This window comes from Amycolatopsis methanolica 239 (assembly GCF_000739085.1).
Classification (GTDB): domain Bacteria; phylum Actinomycetota; class Actinomycetes; order Mycobacteriales; family Pseudonocardiaceae; genus Amycolatopsis_E; species Amycolatopsis_E methanolica.
Map to the genome: position 1 here is coordinate 4,435,795 of NZ_CP009110.1, position 13,672 is coordinate 4,449,466.

The following is a 13,672-nucleotide window of genomic DNA, read 5'->3' on the forward strand; positions in this document are numbered from 1 at the left end:
GGGTCATGACGAAACCCGACCAGCCGTTTCTCCTCGACACCCTGCGCGCCGAGATCCACGGCATCGGGGTCCTCGCCACACCGGCCGATCCGGACCTTCCGGTGCCCGCGTGTCCGGGGTGGACGGCAGGCGCGCTGGTCCGCCACCTCGGCGGGGTCGCGCACCGCGTGACCGACTGGGTGGACAGCCAGACCCTGCCGCTGGGCTGGGAACGGGAACCGCCCGCGGGGCAGGACGTGCTGGGCTGGTTCCGCGCCGCGGCCGACGGGCTGTTCCGCAGCCTCGCCAGCCGCCCGCCGAGCTTTCCCTGCCAGACCTGGTTCCCCGCCGACCGCACCTACGGGTTCTGGCGCCGCCGGATGGCCCACGAGTTCACCGTGCACCGGGTCGACCTGGAGCAGGCGCTGGGCCTGCCGCCGGTGGTGGATCCGGCGCTGGCGGCCGACGGGGTGGACGAGGTGCTGACCGTGTGGCTGGCAGAGGGCAACCGGCCCGCGCCCGAGGAGACGGTCTCGGTGGACGCCTCGGGCGAGGTGTTCGAGGTGCGGTGCGCCGGTCACGTGTGGACGGTTCGGATGCCGTCGGGCACCGGGAATCCCGTGGTGCGACCGGAATCCGCGGGGAGCGCCGACGGGCGGGTGTCCGGCGCGCCGGAGGACGTGTACCTGTGGCTGTGGGGGCGCGGGCCTGCCGACCAGCTGCCGGTGACCGGGGACGTCTCCGGGCTGCGCGCGGCGCTGGCGGCCGTCACCCGCTCCGCGGCGTGAGATTGGGCACGACAGCGCCGATATCAGGTCCCGAGGGCCCAGAATGGGTGGCTTGCGCACCAACCCAGGGAGGGCCGATGCAGGAGCCGTTGTTCGGCTCGGTCGACGAGGTCGTCGAGCGCCTGGCCGGCGCGGGCTACCTGGCGTCCACCGCCGTCGCCACCACCGTCTTCCTCGCCGACCGCCTCGGCAAGCCGCTGCTGGTCGAGGGCCCGGCCGGGGTCGGCAAGACCGAGCTGGCGCGGGCGCTGGCGCACGCCACAGGCAGCGAGCTGGTGCGCTTGCAGTGCTACGAGGGCATCGACGAGGCCCGCGCGCTCTACGAGTGGAACCACGCCAAGCAGCTGCTGCGCATCACCGCCGGCCGCGAAGAGGGCTGGGAACAGGCGCGCGACGAGGTGTTCAGCGAGGAGTTCCTGCTCCCCCGCCCGCTGCTCAAGGCGATCCGCAACCCGGACCCTACGGTCCTGCTGATCGACGAGACCGACAAGGCCGACGTCGAGATGGAGGGCCTGCTGCTGGAGGTCCTCGGCGACTTCCAGGTGACCGTGCCGGAGCTGGGCACGATCACCGCGCAGCGCCGCCCGTTCGTGCTGCTCACCTCGAACGCGACGCGTGAGCTGTCGGAGGCGCTCAAGCGGCGCTGCCTGTTCCTGCACCTGGACTTCCCCACGCCGGAGCTGGAGCGCGACATCGTCACCCTCAAGGTTCCCGGGCTGGACGCGCGCCTGGCGGACTCGGTGGTGCGGGTGGTCGCCGCGCTGCGGACGATGGAACTGCGCAAGGCGCCCTCGATCGCCGAGACCGTCGACTGGGCGCGCACCCTGCTCGCGCTGGGCGCCGACACGCTCGACGAGCAGGTGGTCGAGACGAGCCTCGGCGTGATCCTGAAGTACCAGAGCGACCACCGGAAGGCCGCGGCCGAGCTGCGGCTCGACTCGCTGCTGTCATGACCTCCCCGGCGCTGCCGCGGCGGCTGGTCGAGTTCGTCGGCTCGCTGCGCGAGCACGGCATCCCGGTCGGGCCCGGCGAAACGGTCGACGCGGCCGCCGCGGTGGACGTGCTCGGGCTGGCCGACCGCGAGCAGCTGCGGGCGGCGCTGGCGGCGACCGTGCTGCGCCGCTCGGGGCAGCGGGGCACCTTCGACGCGTTGTTCGACCTGTACTTCCCGGTCGCGGTCGGCGCCGCGGAGACGGCCGGGGAGGCGCCCGTGGACGCGGCGGAGCTGCGGGAGGCGCTGGTCGCCGCGCTCGCCGACGGCAACGGCGAACGCCTGCGGGCTCTGGCTTCGGCCGCGGTCGACCAGTTCGGCCGGTACGGCTCGTTCGGCGACGGCGGGTCCGGCGGCGGCGGGGCGAACGGGATGCGCGGCTGGTCGGCCTACCAGGCGCTGGACCGGGTGCGGCCGGACGCGCTGCTGAACCGGGTGCTCGCCGCGATCCGCACGGACGGCAGCGCGTTCGGCGACGCGGTCGCCCGCAGCGAGGCGCGGTCCCGGATCGGCGCCTACCGGGAGGCGGTGCAGGCCGAGGCCCGCCGCCGCACGGCCGAGCTGCGCGGGCGCGAGCGGATCGCGCAGTACGCGGTGCCGCCGCAAACCGACCTGGTCAGCTTCACCAACGCCACCCGCGCCCAGCTCGCCGAGCTGCGCCGCACCATCCAGCCATTGTCGCGAAAGCTCGCCACCCGGCTGGCGACCCGGCGGCGCCGCGCCCGGCGCGGGCAGATCGACCTGCGCCGCACGCTGCGGCGGTCGCTGGCCACCGGCGGGGTGCCGATGCGGCCCGCGATGCGCGACCGTCGTCCCGGCCGCCCGGAACTGGTGCTGCTGTGCGACATGTCCGGGTCGGTGGCCGGGTTCGCGCAGTTCACGCTGCTGCTGGTGCAGGCGCTGTCGGACCAGTTCAGCAAGATCCGCACGTTCGCGTTCGTCGAGCTGACCGACGAGATCACCGGCCTGGTCACCGCGGGCGCGGCGGACCCGGAGGGGCTCGCGCGGCGCATCCTCACGCAGGCGAAGCTCACCCGCTGGGGCATGAGCAGCGACTACGGCGGTTCGCTGGCGAGCTTCGTGGACGGGTGGCCGGACGCCGTCGGGCCGCGCACGTCGGTCCTGATCCTCGGCGACGGCCGCACCAACGGCGGCGACCCGAACCTCGACGCGGTGCGCCGGATCGCGGACAAGGCCAAGCACGTCCACTGGCTCAACCCGGAGGCGCGATCAGCTTGGGGCACGGGCGATTCCGCCGCGCTGCGGTACGCCCGCGTGGTCCCGATGCACGAGTGCCGCAACCTGCGTCAGCTCACCCAGCTGGTGACCGAGCTGCTGCCCGGCTGATGGTAACGAAGCCGTCTCGCGGGGAGTGATTTTCCCGCTGCGGTGTGTAAGTGGTCGAGACCAGGGCATCCCGTGGTCATGGCGGGGAGCACGGTCGGCAGGCGGGCCTTCCTCACCGCGACCCTGGCGGGCGCGGCGAGCGCCGCCTGCAGCGGCGGTGGTGAGGGTTTCTTTTCCAGGCAGGCGCTTTCCGGGCGGCCGGCGCCGCTGGACGCGCCCGCCGCGGGGTTGCGCGGGTTCCCGGCGCAGGTCGCCGCGCACAGCGTGGTCGAGGACCACCTGCTGGTCAGCTACTGCGGCGCGCCGGGCAGCCCGGCGCTGGGGCGGATGACCGGTGATCTGCAGGAGGCCTCCGCGCGACTGCGCGAGCTGATCGGCACCTACCCGCGGACCCGGCCGGTGGTCCCGGTGGTCGAGCTGATCGCGACGACAGTGAACCCGACGCCGGGCCCGGACGGCATGTACCGCAGCCGGGCGAACGACAGCACGATCCAGCGCTACCTCGACGCGGCGCGGGCGCTGGACGGGCAGCTGCTGCTCAACATCCAGCCGGGGCGCGCGGACTTCCTGCCCGAGGTGAAGGCGTTCGAGCACTGGCTGACCGAGCCGGACGTCGGTGTCGCACTGGACCCGGAGTGGGCGGTGGAACCGGGCGTCGTGCCGGGCGAGGAGTTCGGTGTGACGACCGGCGAGGAGCTCGACGGAGTGGCCGCCTACCTCGCTTCGCTGGTGGCGCGGCACCGGCTGCCGGAGAAGATCATGGTGTACCACCAGGTGGCGGTGACGGTCGTGCGGGACATCGCCGGGCTGAAGCGGCACAACGGGGTCGCGGTGATCAACGTGGTGGACGGCATCGGCAGCGCCGAGGCGAAGAAGGCCACCTGGGACCAGGTGATGAAGCGCAAGCCGCCGCACGTCAAGGCGGGGTTCAAGCTCTTCTACCAGGAGGACACCCGCGGCGGGCAACCGCTGATGAGGCCCGAGCAGGTGGTCGGGCTGCAGCCGGAACCGGTCTACGTGGTGTACGAATAGGGGCCCCCGAGCGCGGGGCAGTTGGGAGTCCGCACTCGGGGGCCACTCGCCTGCCACAACGCTCCGAGGGGGAGTTCGAGCGCGGGCAAGACGGCGGTGCCGGAGGTGTCGCGCCCACCCTCCGCGCGGGCCTTATCAGTGAATCGAGGCGAAAGCAGGGCGTGTTACTGGCAGGTCTTCAACAATTTCAGGGAATCCAGGAGATGTCGTCCGGGTCGCCGCCGATGAGGGTCTGCCGGGTATCCTGTGAGCTGGGTCGCATGCTCCGCAACGCTAGCGATTGTTGAACGATCCGTCAACCCGGTTGCTCGATTGTTCAACGATCCTCTATTCTGTGGCGCACCACACCGTTCTCGGAAAGGTGCCAGCGATGACCGCGTCCACCCTCAGCCACCGCGACGTCGAATTCCTGAAAGCGGTTGCCGACGGTCGCGTGGAACTGACCGCGAGCAGCGAGCCGCACGTGTACGTCGACGGACTCTCCTGCTGCGACCAGTTCGGCGCGCGACTGCTGATCCACGCCGGCCTGGTCCGCCGCGTCCCCGGCAACGGCTCTCGCATCCCCGCCAAGCTCACCGACGCCGGCCGCGACGCAATTCGTTAGGCGGCCGCTCGCCGCGTCCATTGTGGACGGCTGCGGTACAGCACGGCCACGAACGCGGGCACGCCGATGATCGACGTGACCACGCCGACCGGCACCTCCTGCGGGTCGAGCACCGTGCGCGCCAGCGTGTCGACCCACACCAGGAACACCGCGCCGGCCACGGCGGTCACCGGCAGCAGGCGTCCGTGGCCAGGGCCGACCAGCGCGCGGGCCGCGTGCGGGAGCACCAGCCCGACGAACCCGACCGCCCCGCAGGCACTCACCAGCGCGGCCGTCAGCAGCGCGGTGACGCACATCAGCACGATCCGGGTCCGCGTCAGCGCGACCCCGAGCGCCGCGGCGAGGTCCTGGCCGTAGGCGAGCACGTCGAGCGTGCGGGCGTGGCCGAAGCACACCAGCAACGCGACGACCAGCACCGCGGCACACACGCCGACCCCGGACCACGACGCGCTGCTGAACGACCCGAGCAGCCAGAACAACACGCCCCGCGTCGTTTCCGCGTCCCCGGCCGTCAACACGACGAACGACGTCAGCGCGGAGAACAGCTGCATCGCCGCGACCCCGGACAGCACGACGCGCTCGGTGGTGCCGCCCAGCGTCTGGCTGAGCAACAGCACGAGCCCGAACGACAGCACCGCCCCGGCGAACGCCCCCGCGGACAACGACACCACTCCCCCGCCGACGCCGAGCACCACGACCAGCACGGCACCGGTCGACGCGCCCGAGGACACCCCGAGCACGAACGGGTCGGCGAGCGGGTTGCGCAGCAGCGACTGCATGACCGCCCCGCACACCGCCAGGCCCGCCCCGCACACGGCGGCCAGCAGGGCGCGCGGGATCCGCAGGTGCCACACGATTCCGTCGCGCACCGGCGAGAGCACCGGCTCCCCGAAGCCGAGGTGGGCCAGGACGGTCGCGTAGACATCGCCGACGCTGATCCCGGCCGGGCCGATCGTCACCGCGACGGCCACCGACACCACGAGCAGCGCGAGACCACCGGCGCACAGCGGCAGGACTCGCGCGGTGCGCGTCACCTGGCGAACCCGAACCCGCGCAGCGCCGCGGCGACCTGCTCGGCGCCGTCCACGGTACGCAGTGTCGGATTCATCGCCTGCCCGGACAACAGCACGTACCGCTTGTTCCGCACGGCAGCCAGGTCGCGGGTCACCGGGTGCGACTCCAGGAACGCGATCTTGGCGGCGGCGTTCTCCGCGGTCTGCGAACGGCGGGTCAGGTCGCCGAGGACGATCACGTCCGGGTCGCGTTCGGCGACCGTCTCCCAGTTGATCTGCGGCCACTCCTCGCGCGTGTCGTCGAAGACGTTGCGGGCGCCCACGGTCGTCGTGATGATGCCGGGCGCGCCGCAGCAACCCGCCAGGTAGGGGGCTTCGGAGTTGGCGAACCAGAACATCAGCCGGGCGTTCGCGCCGGCGCCCGCGACCGCGCGCATCCGTTCCTGCAGGCTGGTCACCAGCTGCTCGCCGCGGTCCTCGACGCCGAAGATCCGCGCGAGGTCCCGGATCTCGGTGTAGACGGCGTCCATGGTCAGAGTCTCGGTGCGCGTGCCGTCGCCGCCGCCGCTGGTGTCCTTGGCGCACTCGGTCGGCGACAGGTAGGCGGGCACCCCGAGCTGCTCGAACTGCTCGCGGGTCGCGACGCCGCCCTTGCCGAGGATGGCGCCGAACGAGGCGGCGACGAAGTCCGGCTCGGCGGCGAGCACGGTCTCGAACGACGGGTAGTTCTCGGCGAGCCGGGGCACCTTCGCGTTGTCCGCGGCCAGGTGCGGCAGCACGGGATCGGTCCAGGTGGCGGTGCCTGCCATGCGGTCGGCCAGGCCGAGGGACAGCATGATCTCCGCCGCGCCCTGGTTGAGCGCGACCGCCCGCCGCGGCGGTTCCGCCACGCGGACCTGGTGGCCGCAGTTGTCGACGGCCACGGCGGCGGTGTCTCCGGAGGGGGTGGCGCTCGCACACCCCGTCAGCGTCAGCACGGCGGCGAGCAGCGAGAAGGTCATCGATCGGCGCACAGCGGCCCCTAGCGTCGAGGGCTCATGCGCGGAGCCCGGTCCGGCGGTCTCCCCCGTGGCGGGGGTGCCAGCAGGTCTTCGGACTCGGGGTCGTCCGGGCGGAACGCCTTCCCGGACCGCGTGGTCCAGTGGCCGTTGTCCCGCCCGTCGCCGCTCACCGCTGCGCGTCAGTTCCGGATTCGCACCGGATTCCCTGGCCCCTCGCGGGGCACGACTGGCGCGCTCACGCTAGCACGACGACCCCGTCCCCGGCCCCGACCGTGCCCGGTTCCACAGTGGCCCCGTAGGCGCCGAGGCACGTGTCGTGCTCGCGGCCGATGCGGCGCAGGACGGCCGGTGCGCGACGGCCGGTGCGCGGATCGACGTTGACGACGACGCAGCGCCGGTCGCGGCGGTCGACCCGGATGCGGGTGGTGCCGATGCGGAGCGTGCGGCCGATCCAGTCCTCCTCGGGCACGTCGGTGTCGATCAGAGGAGGTTGGGGCGGAAGCGCAGCGGCTCGGCACCGGCGCTGCGGGTGGTGATCAGGGACAACGGCGCGCTGTCGAACGTGCCACGGTCCAGTTTCTGGACGCGCGCGGCGCCCAGTTCCGCGGCGAGCGCGGGATCGGTGACGTCGTGCAGCCTGCCGTCCGGGGTGCGAACCTGGGACTCGCCGACGACCTGGTAGCGGACGAGGTCGTTGCGCCTGCGGATGGTGAGCCAGGGGAAGCCGTTCGACTCCTGGCCCGGCCGGACGAACGCCCAGCGCCGGTCACCGTCGAGGCCGTGCCAGGAGACGGCGGCCTCGTCCAGCGGTTGCGCGGCCATGGACTTGACGGGGTAGCGGAAGATCGCGGCGAGGTGTCCGACGAGCATCTGCGCCTCCTCGGGTGAGAAGGCGCCCTTGCTGCAGGAGACGGTGCCGAGCGTGGCGGGCCGGGCCCGTCGCAGCGCCCCTCGGCACCGCCTGCGAAGGTAGCACTTCTAGCTCCAGGCCTGCCAGGCCAGTGTCACGGCCAGGCCCATGCCCGCCAGCGCGATCGCCACCCGGAGCGGGGCCGCGGGCAGGCGGCGGACCACCGCGGGGCCCACGAAGGAGCCGGCGACCAGACCGAGGCACAGGGCCGCCGCCGCGGGCCAGAGCACCGAGCCGGTGAACGCGAACACCACGGCGGCCACCAGGTTGGCCGCGCCGGTCACGATGTTCTTCGCCGCGTTCGTCCTGGCCAGCGGCTGCGCCCAGGCGGCGGACAGCAGCGCCAGCATGATCACCCCGGCCGCCGCGCCGAAGTACCCGCCGTAGATCGCGACCAGGAACGCGCCCGTCGCAGTGCCCGCGGTGAGCCCGCCGTCGCCGCGGCCGGCGCGTTCGGCCAGCCGCGGGGAGAACAGCAACAGCACCGACGCGCCGCCGATGAGGAACGGGACGATGTAGGCGAACGTGTCCTCGGGGGTGAGCAGCAGCAACGCGCTGCCCGCCGCGCCGCCGACCGCGGTGATCGCGCACAACCGCAGCAACCGGGCGCGCTGCCCGCGCAACTCGGGACGCGAACCGGCCGCCGAGCCGACCGTGTTGCCCATCAACGCGACGGTGTTGGTCACGTTCGCGGTGACCGGCGGCACACCGATCGCCAGCAGCGCCGGATAGGACACCAGCGAGGCGAGCCCGGCGATCGACCCCGTCAGCCCCGCCCCGACACCGGCCACCACGAGGAACAGCAGTTGCCACGGGCCGAGGGTGAGCGGCGGATCAGCGGGCACGTTACCGCAATTTACCGCAAGAGCAAACGTTTTCCCGGCTCACGAGACGAACCCCACTCCTCCACTGTGGAGTCAGAGTGCGGTGTCCAGAAGGGACTCCGCCGCCGTCAGGGCCGGCGCGCGGTGACAAGCCAGGTGGCCGCGCCGAGCAGCACACCGTCGGGCGTCTCGTGCGGGACGAGCGCCTCGGTCAGCGCGGCGACCGCCCGCTCGACCGTCTCCGCCGGGTAGCGCTCGAAGATCGCCCGCAGCATCGCGCCGTGGCGCAGGAAGTCGGCCGCTGCCGCCGCGTCGGCGCCGAGCCGGACCGGCGCCCGGACCTCGTCCACGGCGATGCCGGTCAGCCCCGCACCGGTCAGCAGCTCGCGCAGGTAGCCCGGCCGGGCGAACGAGAACGGTCCGGGGCCGGGCGGGGCGGCGCCGGTCGTGTCGACGTGCGGGGCGATCGCGTCCAGCGCCAGCACCCGGTGCTCGTTCTCGCGCAGGTCCTGCCAGCACAGGAACGCCAGCCGCCCGCCCGGCCGCAGCGCCCGCGTGACGTTGGTGAAGGCGGCGAGCGGGTCGTCGAAGAACATCACGCCGAACCGGCTGAGCGCGACGTCGAACGAGCCCGCGCCGAAGTCGTGGACCTGCACGTCGGCCTGCTCGAACCGCACCCCGTCGAGCCCGGCGGCGCGCTCCCGCGCCACGGCGAGCATCGGGCCGGACAGGTCCGCGCCGAGGACGGCCGCGCCCCGCCCGGCCGCGAGCAGCGTCGTGGTGCCGCAGCCGCAGCCGATGTCGAGGACCCGCTCGCCCGGCTCGATGCGGGCGGCGTCGAGGAGGTGCGGGGTCAGGTGCGCGAGCATCGCGTCGTAGTGCTCGGCGTGGCCGGCCCAATAGCGGCCGGTGTCGCCGTTCCAGTCGCGTGCCTCGTCCTCGTTCGCCATGCGGTCACGTTAGCCCGCGCCGCCTCGTCCGGTGGGTGAGACGAAAGGAGGCGTGTCAGGTGAACGTCGTGTTGTGGATCTGCCAGGGGCTGCTCGCGGCGCTGTTCCTGGTGTCCGGATCGCTCAAGTCCACCCAGTCGAAGCAGCGGATGCTCGACACCGGCCAGACCGGGGTGGTGTTCTTCCCGCTGCCCGTCATCCGGGTGGTCGCCGCCGCGGAACTGGCCGCGGTGCTCGGGCTGGTCCTGCCCGGGGCGACCGGCATCGCGCCCGTGCTCACCCCGGCCGCCGCGATCGGGCTCGCCGTCGTGATGACCGGGGCGGCGATCAGCCACGCGAAGCTGGGCGAGTACCGCACGAGCGCCCTCAACCTGCTGGTGCTGGCGGTCTGCGTGTTCGTGGCGGTGGGGCGGCTGGCGGGGTAGGTAACCTGCCGGTATGGCCTACTCGCGCCCCGCCGCGCCGGACGATCTGCGTCCGCTCGAGGTGTTCGGCAACTCGGCGCGCTTCCTCCACGGCGAGGATCACTTCGGCACGCCCTGGTCGGCCCGCAGTTGGCTGGCCGAGCACGAACTGGGTGAGCTGACGCTGGACGAGCGGGATCTGGCGCGGCTGGCCCGGTTCCGCGAGACGCTGCGCGACCACCTGGACGGCGTGGACGTCGCCGCCGAGCTGAACGAGTTCGCGGCCGCGACGGTCGGCGGTCCGCGCTGGCCGGGCCCCGCGCTGGCCCCGGCGGGCGAGGGCGTTGACGGCCTCATCGCGCGGCTGCTCGACGTGCTGTTCCGCGCCGAGGTGACCGGCCGTGCACGGCGGCTGAAGCCGTGCCGCGCGCCGGAGTGCCGGTGGCTGTTCTACGACCGCTCCCCAGCCGGCAACAGCGTCTGGTGCAGCATGGACATCTGCGGGGCGCGGCACAAGATGCGGGCCTACCGGTCCCGCGCCTGATCAGCCCAGCCGCAGCCGCTCCCCCAGCTTCGCGATGTAGGCCGCGACCTGATCGGCGTCCCGGTCCGGCAGTCCGAACAGCACCTCGGTGACCCCGAGCGACCGCCAGTGCGCGAGCACCTCCGCGTCCGGCCGCCCGGCCAGCGCGACCACCCGCGGCTCGCCCGCCCGGCCCGCGTCCTGCCAGATCTTGCGCAGCAGCCGCACCTTGTCGTCCAGCTCGTGGTCCCTGGGCGTGGTCAGCCAGCCGTCGGCGGAGCGCGCGATCCAGGCGAACGTCCGCTCGGTGCCGCCCGCGCCGATCACCACCGGCACGTCGCCGGCCGGCTTCGGCCATGCCCACGAGGGACCGAACCGGACGTGGGCGCCCTCGTAGGCGGCCTCCTCGTCGGTCCACAGCGCCCGCATCGCCTCCAGGTACTCGCGCACCACCGCGCGCCGCTGCCCTGCCGGGACGCCGTGGTCGGTCAGCTCGTCGACGTTCCACCCGAACCCGGCGCCGAGCACGACCCGGCCGCCGGACAGGTGGTCGAGCGAGGCGATCGTCTTGGCCAGGGTGATCGGGTCGTGCTCGGCGGGCAGCGCGACCGCGGTCGACAGGGTGATCCGCGTTGTCACCGAGGCCGCCGTGGCGAGCGCGACCCACGGGTCCAGGGTGCGCAGGTACCGGTCGTCGGGCAGCTCGGCGGTGCCGGTGCCCGGGTGCGCCGCCTCCCGCCGGACCGGGATGTGCGTGTGCTCCGGCACCGCGAACGAGTCGAACCCGGCGTCTTCGGCCGCCTTCGCCGCCGCGGCCGGCGTGATCCCGCGGTCACTGGTGAACAGCACGACCCCGAACCGCACGACAGCCTCCCGTCTCCGATTACTAGAACACGTTCTAGTAAAGCACGGCATAGACTCGCGGGACGAGGAAGGGGAAGCGGATGGGGATTGTGACACCCGGGTTCCAGGGCCGGGCGCGGTCGGCGGACGACAAGCTGCCGCCGGGGCAGTACCTGGTGGAGGACTTCCCCGTCCTCTCCGCCGGGCCGGCGCCCCGGGTGCGGCTGGAGAACTGGCGCTTCACGGTCACCACCGAGACCGGGCAGAAGCACGAGTGGACGTGGGCGGACCTCAAGACGCTGCCGTCGGAGACGCCGACGGTGGACATCCACTGCGTGACGCGGTGGTCGAAGTTCGGCACCAGCTGGCGCGGCGTCTCGCTGGACACCCTGCTGGCGGACGTGGACACCGCCGCCGACTACGTGATGGCCGAATCCCACGGCGGGTACACGACCAACCTGCCGCTGGAGGACCTGCTCGACGGCCAGGCGTGGATCGCCTACGAGTTCGAGGGCGAGGACCTGCCCGCCGAGCACGGCGGCCCGGCCCGGCTGCTGGTGCCGCACCTGTACTTCTGGAAGTCGGCGAAGTGGGTCAAGGGCCTGCGGCTGATGCTGGACGACGACCTGGGCTTCTGGGAGGCCGCAGGCTACCACAGCTACGGCGACCCGTGGCGCGAGCAGCGCTACCAGGGGGACTGACGTGGTCCAGGGCAAACTGGCGTGGCGAGTGGGACGGCTCGCCGAGGTCCGCGACGAGACGCCCACCGCGCGCACGCTCGTGCTGGACGTGCCCGGCTGGCCAGGGCATCTGGCCGGGCAGCACGTCGACGTCCGGCTCACCGCCGAGGACGGCTACAGCACCACGCGCACGTACTCGATCGCCGCGCCCGCAGACGGCGAGCGCGTCGAGATCACCGTGCAGCGGGTGCCCGGCGGCGAGGTGTCGCCGTTCCTGACCGAGGTGTTCGCGCCCGGCGACCCCGTCGAGCTGCGCGGCCCGGTAGGCGGCTGGTTCGTGTGGCGGCCGGCGTCACGCGATCCGGTGCTGCTGGTCGCGGGCGGCGCCGGGATCGTGCCGCTGATGGCGATGGTCCGCGCCCGGCGCCAGGCGGGCAGCAGGACGCCGTTCAAGCTGCTGTACTCGGTACGCACCCCGGAGGACGTGTACTACGCAGGCGAGTTGCGCCGCCCGGAGGCCGGGCTGGACGTCACGTTCGTCTACTCGCGCAAGGGCCCGGCGGACTGGCCGGGCGAGCCGCACCGGATCGGGGTGGCCGACGTCAACAACGCCGGCTGGCCCGCGGAGTTCGCGCCGCAGTGCTTCGTGTGCGGGCCCACCGGGTTCGTCGAGGCGGTGGCCAACATACTCGTCGCGCTCGGCCACGCCCCGCGGCGCGTCAAGACCGAACGCTTCGGGCCCAGCGGGAGCTGACATGAGCGAGCCCTTCGAAGACGGCAACGTCCTGGCCGGCCCGGCCGGCGAGATCTTCGCCGTGGACATCACCGCCGCCACGACCCGCTGCGTGGCCTGCGGCCGCGTCGACGCGGTCGCGTCGCTGCGCGTCTACCGGCACGCGCCGGGCCTGGTGGCCCGCTGCGCCGGCTGCGACGCCGTGGTGCTGAAGCTGGTGCGCGGCCCGGACGCGGCGTGGCTGGACCTCACCGGGACGTCCAGCCTGCGGGTGCCGCTGCCCGGAGCCTGATGGGCGCGTGTGCCGGGAGTCGCGGCCGGCTCCCGGCGCACGCTCGCGACCACCGTCAGGACAGCAGCGGCCTGCCCAGCGGCGGGAAGGGTTTGCGGGCTCCCATCGCGGTGAGCCCGACGTTGACGAAGGCGTAGAACCCCAGCGCGGCGAACGCCAGGACCACGTACCCGGAGAACTTGAACAGGGACGCGTCGCCCACGTGCAGCGCCGTCGCGCCCAGTGCCAGCGCGGCCACCACGAGCCCGACGATCAGCGGGTAGACCGCAGGCAACCGCAGGCACGGCACCAGGAGGAACACGAACAGGCACGCCCAGCAGATGAAGAACATCTCCTGCGTCTGGACCGCCACCTCGGGCCGCAGCCCGAACCAGTTGTGCGTCAGGCCGAGCAGCAACCCGCCCAGACTCAGCCAGAACCCGCCGAACGTTCCGGTGATGCCGGCGACCATCGTCTGCCCCAGCAGCACCGCCCACACCGTGGAGATGATCAGCCCGACGCCGGTCGCGAAGAGCACGATGGGCAGCACCGCGCCGAGCGCGGCCAGCGGGAGCATCACCCCGGTCAGCGCGATGCCCAGTGCCAGGGACCCGACCGCGAAGATCGGCAGGGCCAGGATCAGCGGATCTCCGCCCGCGCCGACCACGACGCTGGCCGGGTGACCGGGAGCTTCGACGATCGCCCGCAGGTCCTGGACGTGGGGAACGGATTCCGGATGGACGTTGGTGCTTTGCGTTGTCTCTGACATGACGTTCCAC

The 13,672-nt window shown here is 73.0% G+C and carries 18 protein-coding genes and 2 riboswitches; of the genes, 10 read left to right on the top strand and 8 right to left on the bottom strand.

Annotated features, from left to right (window positions below; all coding sequences use genetic code 11):
* The first annotated feature begins 5 nt into the window (after positions 1-5).
* The 5 genes from AMETH_RS21530 (at position 6) to AMETH_RS21550 (ending at position 4,741) form a co-directional block, all read left to right on the top strand.
* Complete coding sequence (locus AMETH_RS21530) at positions 6-767, top strand: maleylpyruvate isomerase family mycothiol-dependent enzyme (RefSeq protein ID WP_017983226.1); 762 nt, start codon at positions 6-8, stop codon at positions 765-767.
* Positions 768-844: 77 nt separating this feature from the next.
* Positions 845-1,720 carry an AAA family ATPase gene (locus AMETH_RS21535; RefSeq protein ID WP_017983227.1) on the top strand — a complete coding sequence of 292 codons (876 nt, stop codon included), beginning with the start codon at positions 845-847 and terminating at the stop codon, positions 1,718-1,720.
* Positions 1,717-3,105 carry a vWA domain-containing protein gene (locus tag AMETH_RS21540; protein ID WP_017983228.1) on the top strand — a complete coding sequence of 463 codons (1,389 nt, stop codon included), beginning with the start codon at positions 1,717-1,719 and terminating at the stop codon, positions 3,103-3,105. Before AMETH_RS21535 ends, AMETH_RS21540 begins: the two co-directional genes overlap by 4 nt.
* 78 nt (positions 3,106-3,183) lie before the next feature.
* Positions 3,184-4,137 (top strand): hypothetical protein, encoded by a 954-nt coding sequence (locus AMETH_RS21545; RefSeq protein ID WP_223842898.1) that lies wholly within the window; start codon positions 3,184-3,186, stop codon positions 4,135-4,137.
* A gap of 370 nt (positions 4,138-4,507) precedes the next feature.
* A complete protein-coding gene (locus AMETH_RS21550; protein ID WP_017983230.1) occupies positions 4,508-4,741 on the top strand; it encodes a hypothetical protein in 234 nt (77 codons plus the stop codon).
* Here the strand turns inward: AMETH_RS21550 and AMETH_RS21555 are convergent.
* The 6 genes from AMETH_RS21555 to AMETH_RS21580 all read right to left on the bottom strand — a co-directional run bounded on the left by AMETH_RS21555 (position 4,738) and on the right by AMETH_RS21580 (position 9,439).
* Complete coding sequence (locus AMETH_RS21555; protein WP_017983231.1) at positions 4,738-5,775, bottom strand: FecCD family ABC transporter permease; 1,038 nt, start codon at positions 5,773-5,775, stop codon at positions 4,738-4,740. The genes AMETH_RS21550 and AMETH_RS21555 overlap by 4 nt on opposite strands.
* Positions 5,772-6,755, bottom strand: coding sequence for an ABC transporter substrate-binding protein (locus tag AMETH_RS21560; RefSeq protein WP_017983232.1), 984 nt, complete (start codon positions 6,753-6,755; stop codon positions 5,772-5,774). Before AMETH_RS21560 ends, AMETH_RS21555 begins: the two co-directional genes overlap by 4 nt.
* 64 nt (positions 6,756-6,819) lie before the next feature.
* Positions 6,820-7,001, bottom strand: a riboswitch (cobalamin riboswitch).
* Entirely contained in the window at positions 6,991-7,224 is a 234-nt protein-coding gene (locus tag AMETH_RS40580; protein WP_017983233.1) for an MOSC domain-containing protein, read from the bottom strand. (Overlaps the previous riboswitch by 11 nt.)
* Positions 7,225-7,235: 11 nt before the next feature.
* Positions 7,236-7,625 (bottom strand): MOSC N-terminal beta barrel domain-containing protein, encoded by a 390-nt coding sequence (locus AMETH_RS40585; RefSeq protein ID WP_017983234.1) that lies wholly within the window; start codon positions 7,623-7,625, stop codon positions 7,236-7,238.
* Between the two features lie 13 nt (positions 7,626-7,638).
* A riboswitch (S-adenosyl-L-homocysteine riboswitch) is annotated at positions 7,639-7,714 on the bottom strand.
* Positions 7,715-7,733: 19 nt separating this feature from the next.
* Positions 7,734-8,510, bottom strand: coding sequence for a sulfite exporter TauE/SafE family protein (locus tag AMETH_RS21575; protein ID WP_017983235.1), 777 nt, complete (start codon positions 8,508-8,510; stop codon positions 7,734-7,736).
* Positions 8,511-8,617: 107 nt separating this feature from the next.
* Positions 8,618-9,439 (bottom strand): class I SAM-dependent methyltransferase, encoded by an 822-nt coding sequence (locus tag AMETH_RS21580; protein ID WP_017983236.1) that lies wholly within the window; start codon positions 9,437-9,439, stop codon positions 8,618-8,620.
* A gap of 59 nt (positions 9,440-9,498) precedes the next feature.
* Here AMETH_RS21580 and AMETH_RS21585 point away from each other — a divergent pair, with 59 nt between their 5' ends.
* Complete coding sequence (locus tag AMETH_RS21585; RefSeq protein ID WP_017983237.1) at positions 9,499-9,864, top strand: DoxX family protein; 366 nt, start codon at positions 9,499-9,501, stop codon at positions 9,862-9,864.
* A gap of 13 nt (positions 9,865-9,877) precedes the next feature.
* Positions 9,878-10,387 (top strand): CGNR zinc finger domain-containing protein, encoded by a 510-nt coding sequence (locus AMETH_RS21590; protein WP_017983238.1) that lies wholly within the window; start codon positions 9,878-9,880, stop codon positions 10,385-10,387.
* Here AMETH_RS21590 and AMETH_RS21595 read toward each other — a convergent pair whose 3' ends face one another.
* On the bottom strand, positions 10,388-11,230 hold the full coding sequence (locus AMETH_RS21595; RefSeq protein WP_017983239.1) for an LLM class F420-dependent oxidoreductase: 843 nt from the start codon (positions 11,228-11,230) through the stop codon (positions 10,388-10,390).
* Between the two features lie 80 nt (positions 11,231-11,310).
* On the opposite strand from AMETH_RS21595, the gene AMETH_RS21600 reads away from it, so the two are divergent.
* The 3 genes from AMETH_RS21600 to AMETH_RS21610 are packed head-to-tail and all read left to right on the top strand — an operon-like array spanning position 11,311 to position 12,914.
* Complete coding sequence (locus AMETH_RS21600) at positions 11,311-11,910, top strand: sulfite oxidase-like oxidoreductase (RefSeq protein WP_017983240.1); 600 nt, start codon at positions 11,311-11,313, stop codon at positions 11,908-11,910.
* A 1-nt stretch (position 11,911) separates the two neighbouring features.
* Entirely contained in the window at positions 11,912-12,643 is a 732-nt protein-coding gene (locus tag AMETH_RS21605; RefSeq protein WP_026153236.1) for a ferredoxin reductase, read from the top strand.
* A gap of 1 nt (position 12,644) precedes the next feature.
* The gene (locus AMETH_RS21610) at positions 12,645-12,914 is read left to right on the top strand and encodes a DUF6510 family protein (RefSeq protein ID WP_017983242.1); all 270 of its coding nucleotides are present in this window, start codon (positions 12,645-12,647) and stop codon (positions 12,912-12,914) included.
* 55 nt (positions 12,915-12,969) lie between these two features.
* Here the strand turns inward: AMETH_RS21610 and AMETH_RS21615 are convergent, their stop codons facing one another.
* A complete protein-coding gene (locus AMETH_RS21615) occupies positions 12,970-13,662 on the bottom strand; it encodes a GPR1/FUN34/YaaH family transporter (RefSeq protein ID WP_081617570.1) in 693 nt (230 codons plus the stop codon).
* Between the last annotated feature and the right edge of the window lie 10 nt (positions 13,663-13,672).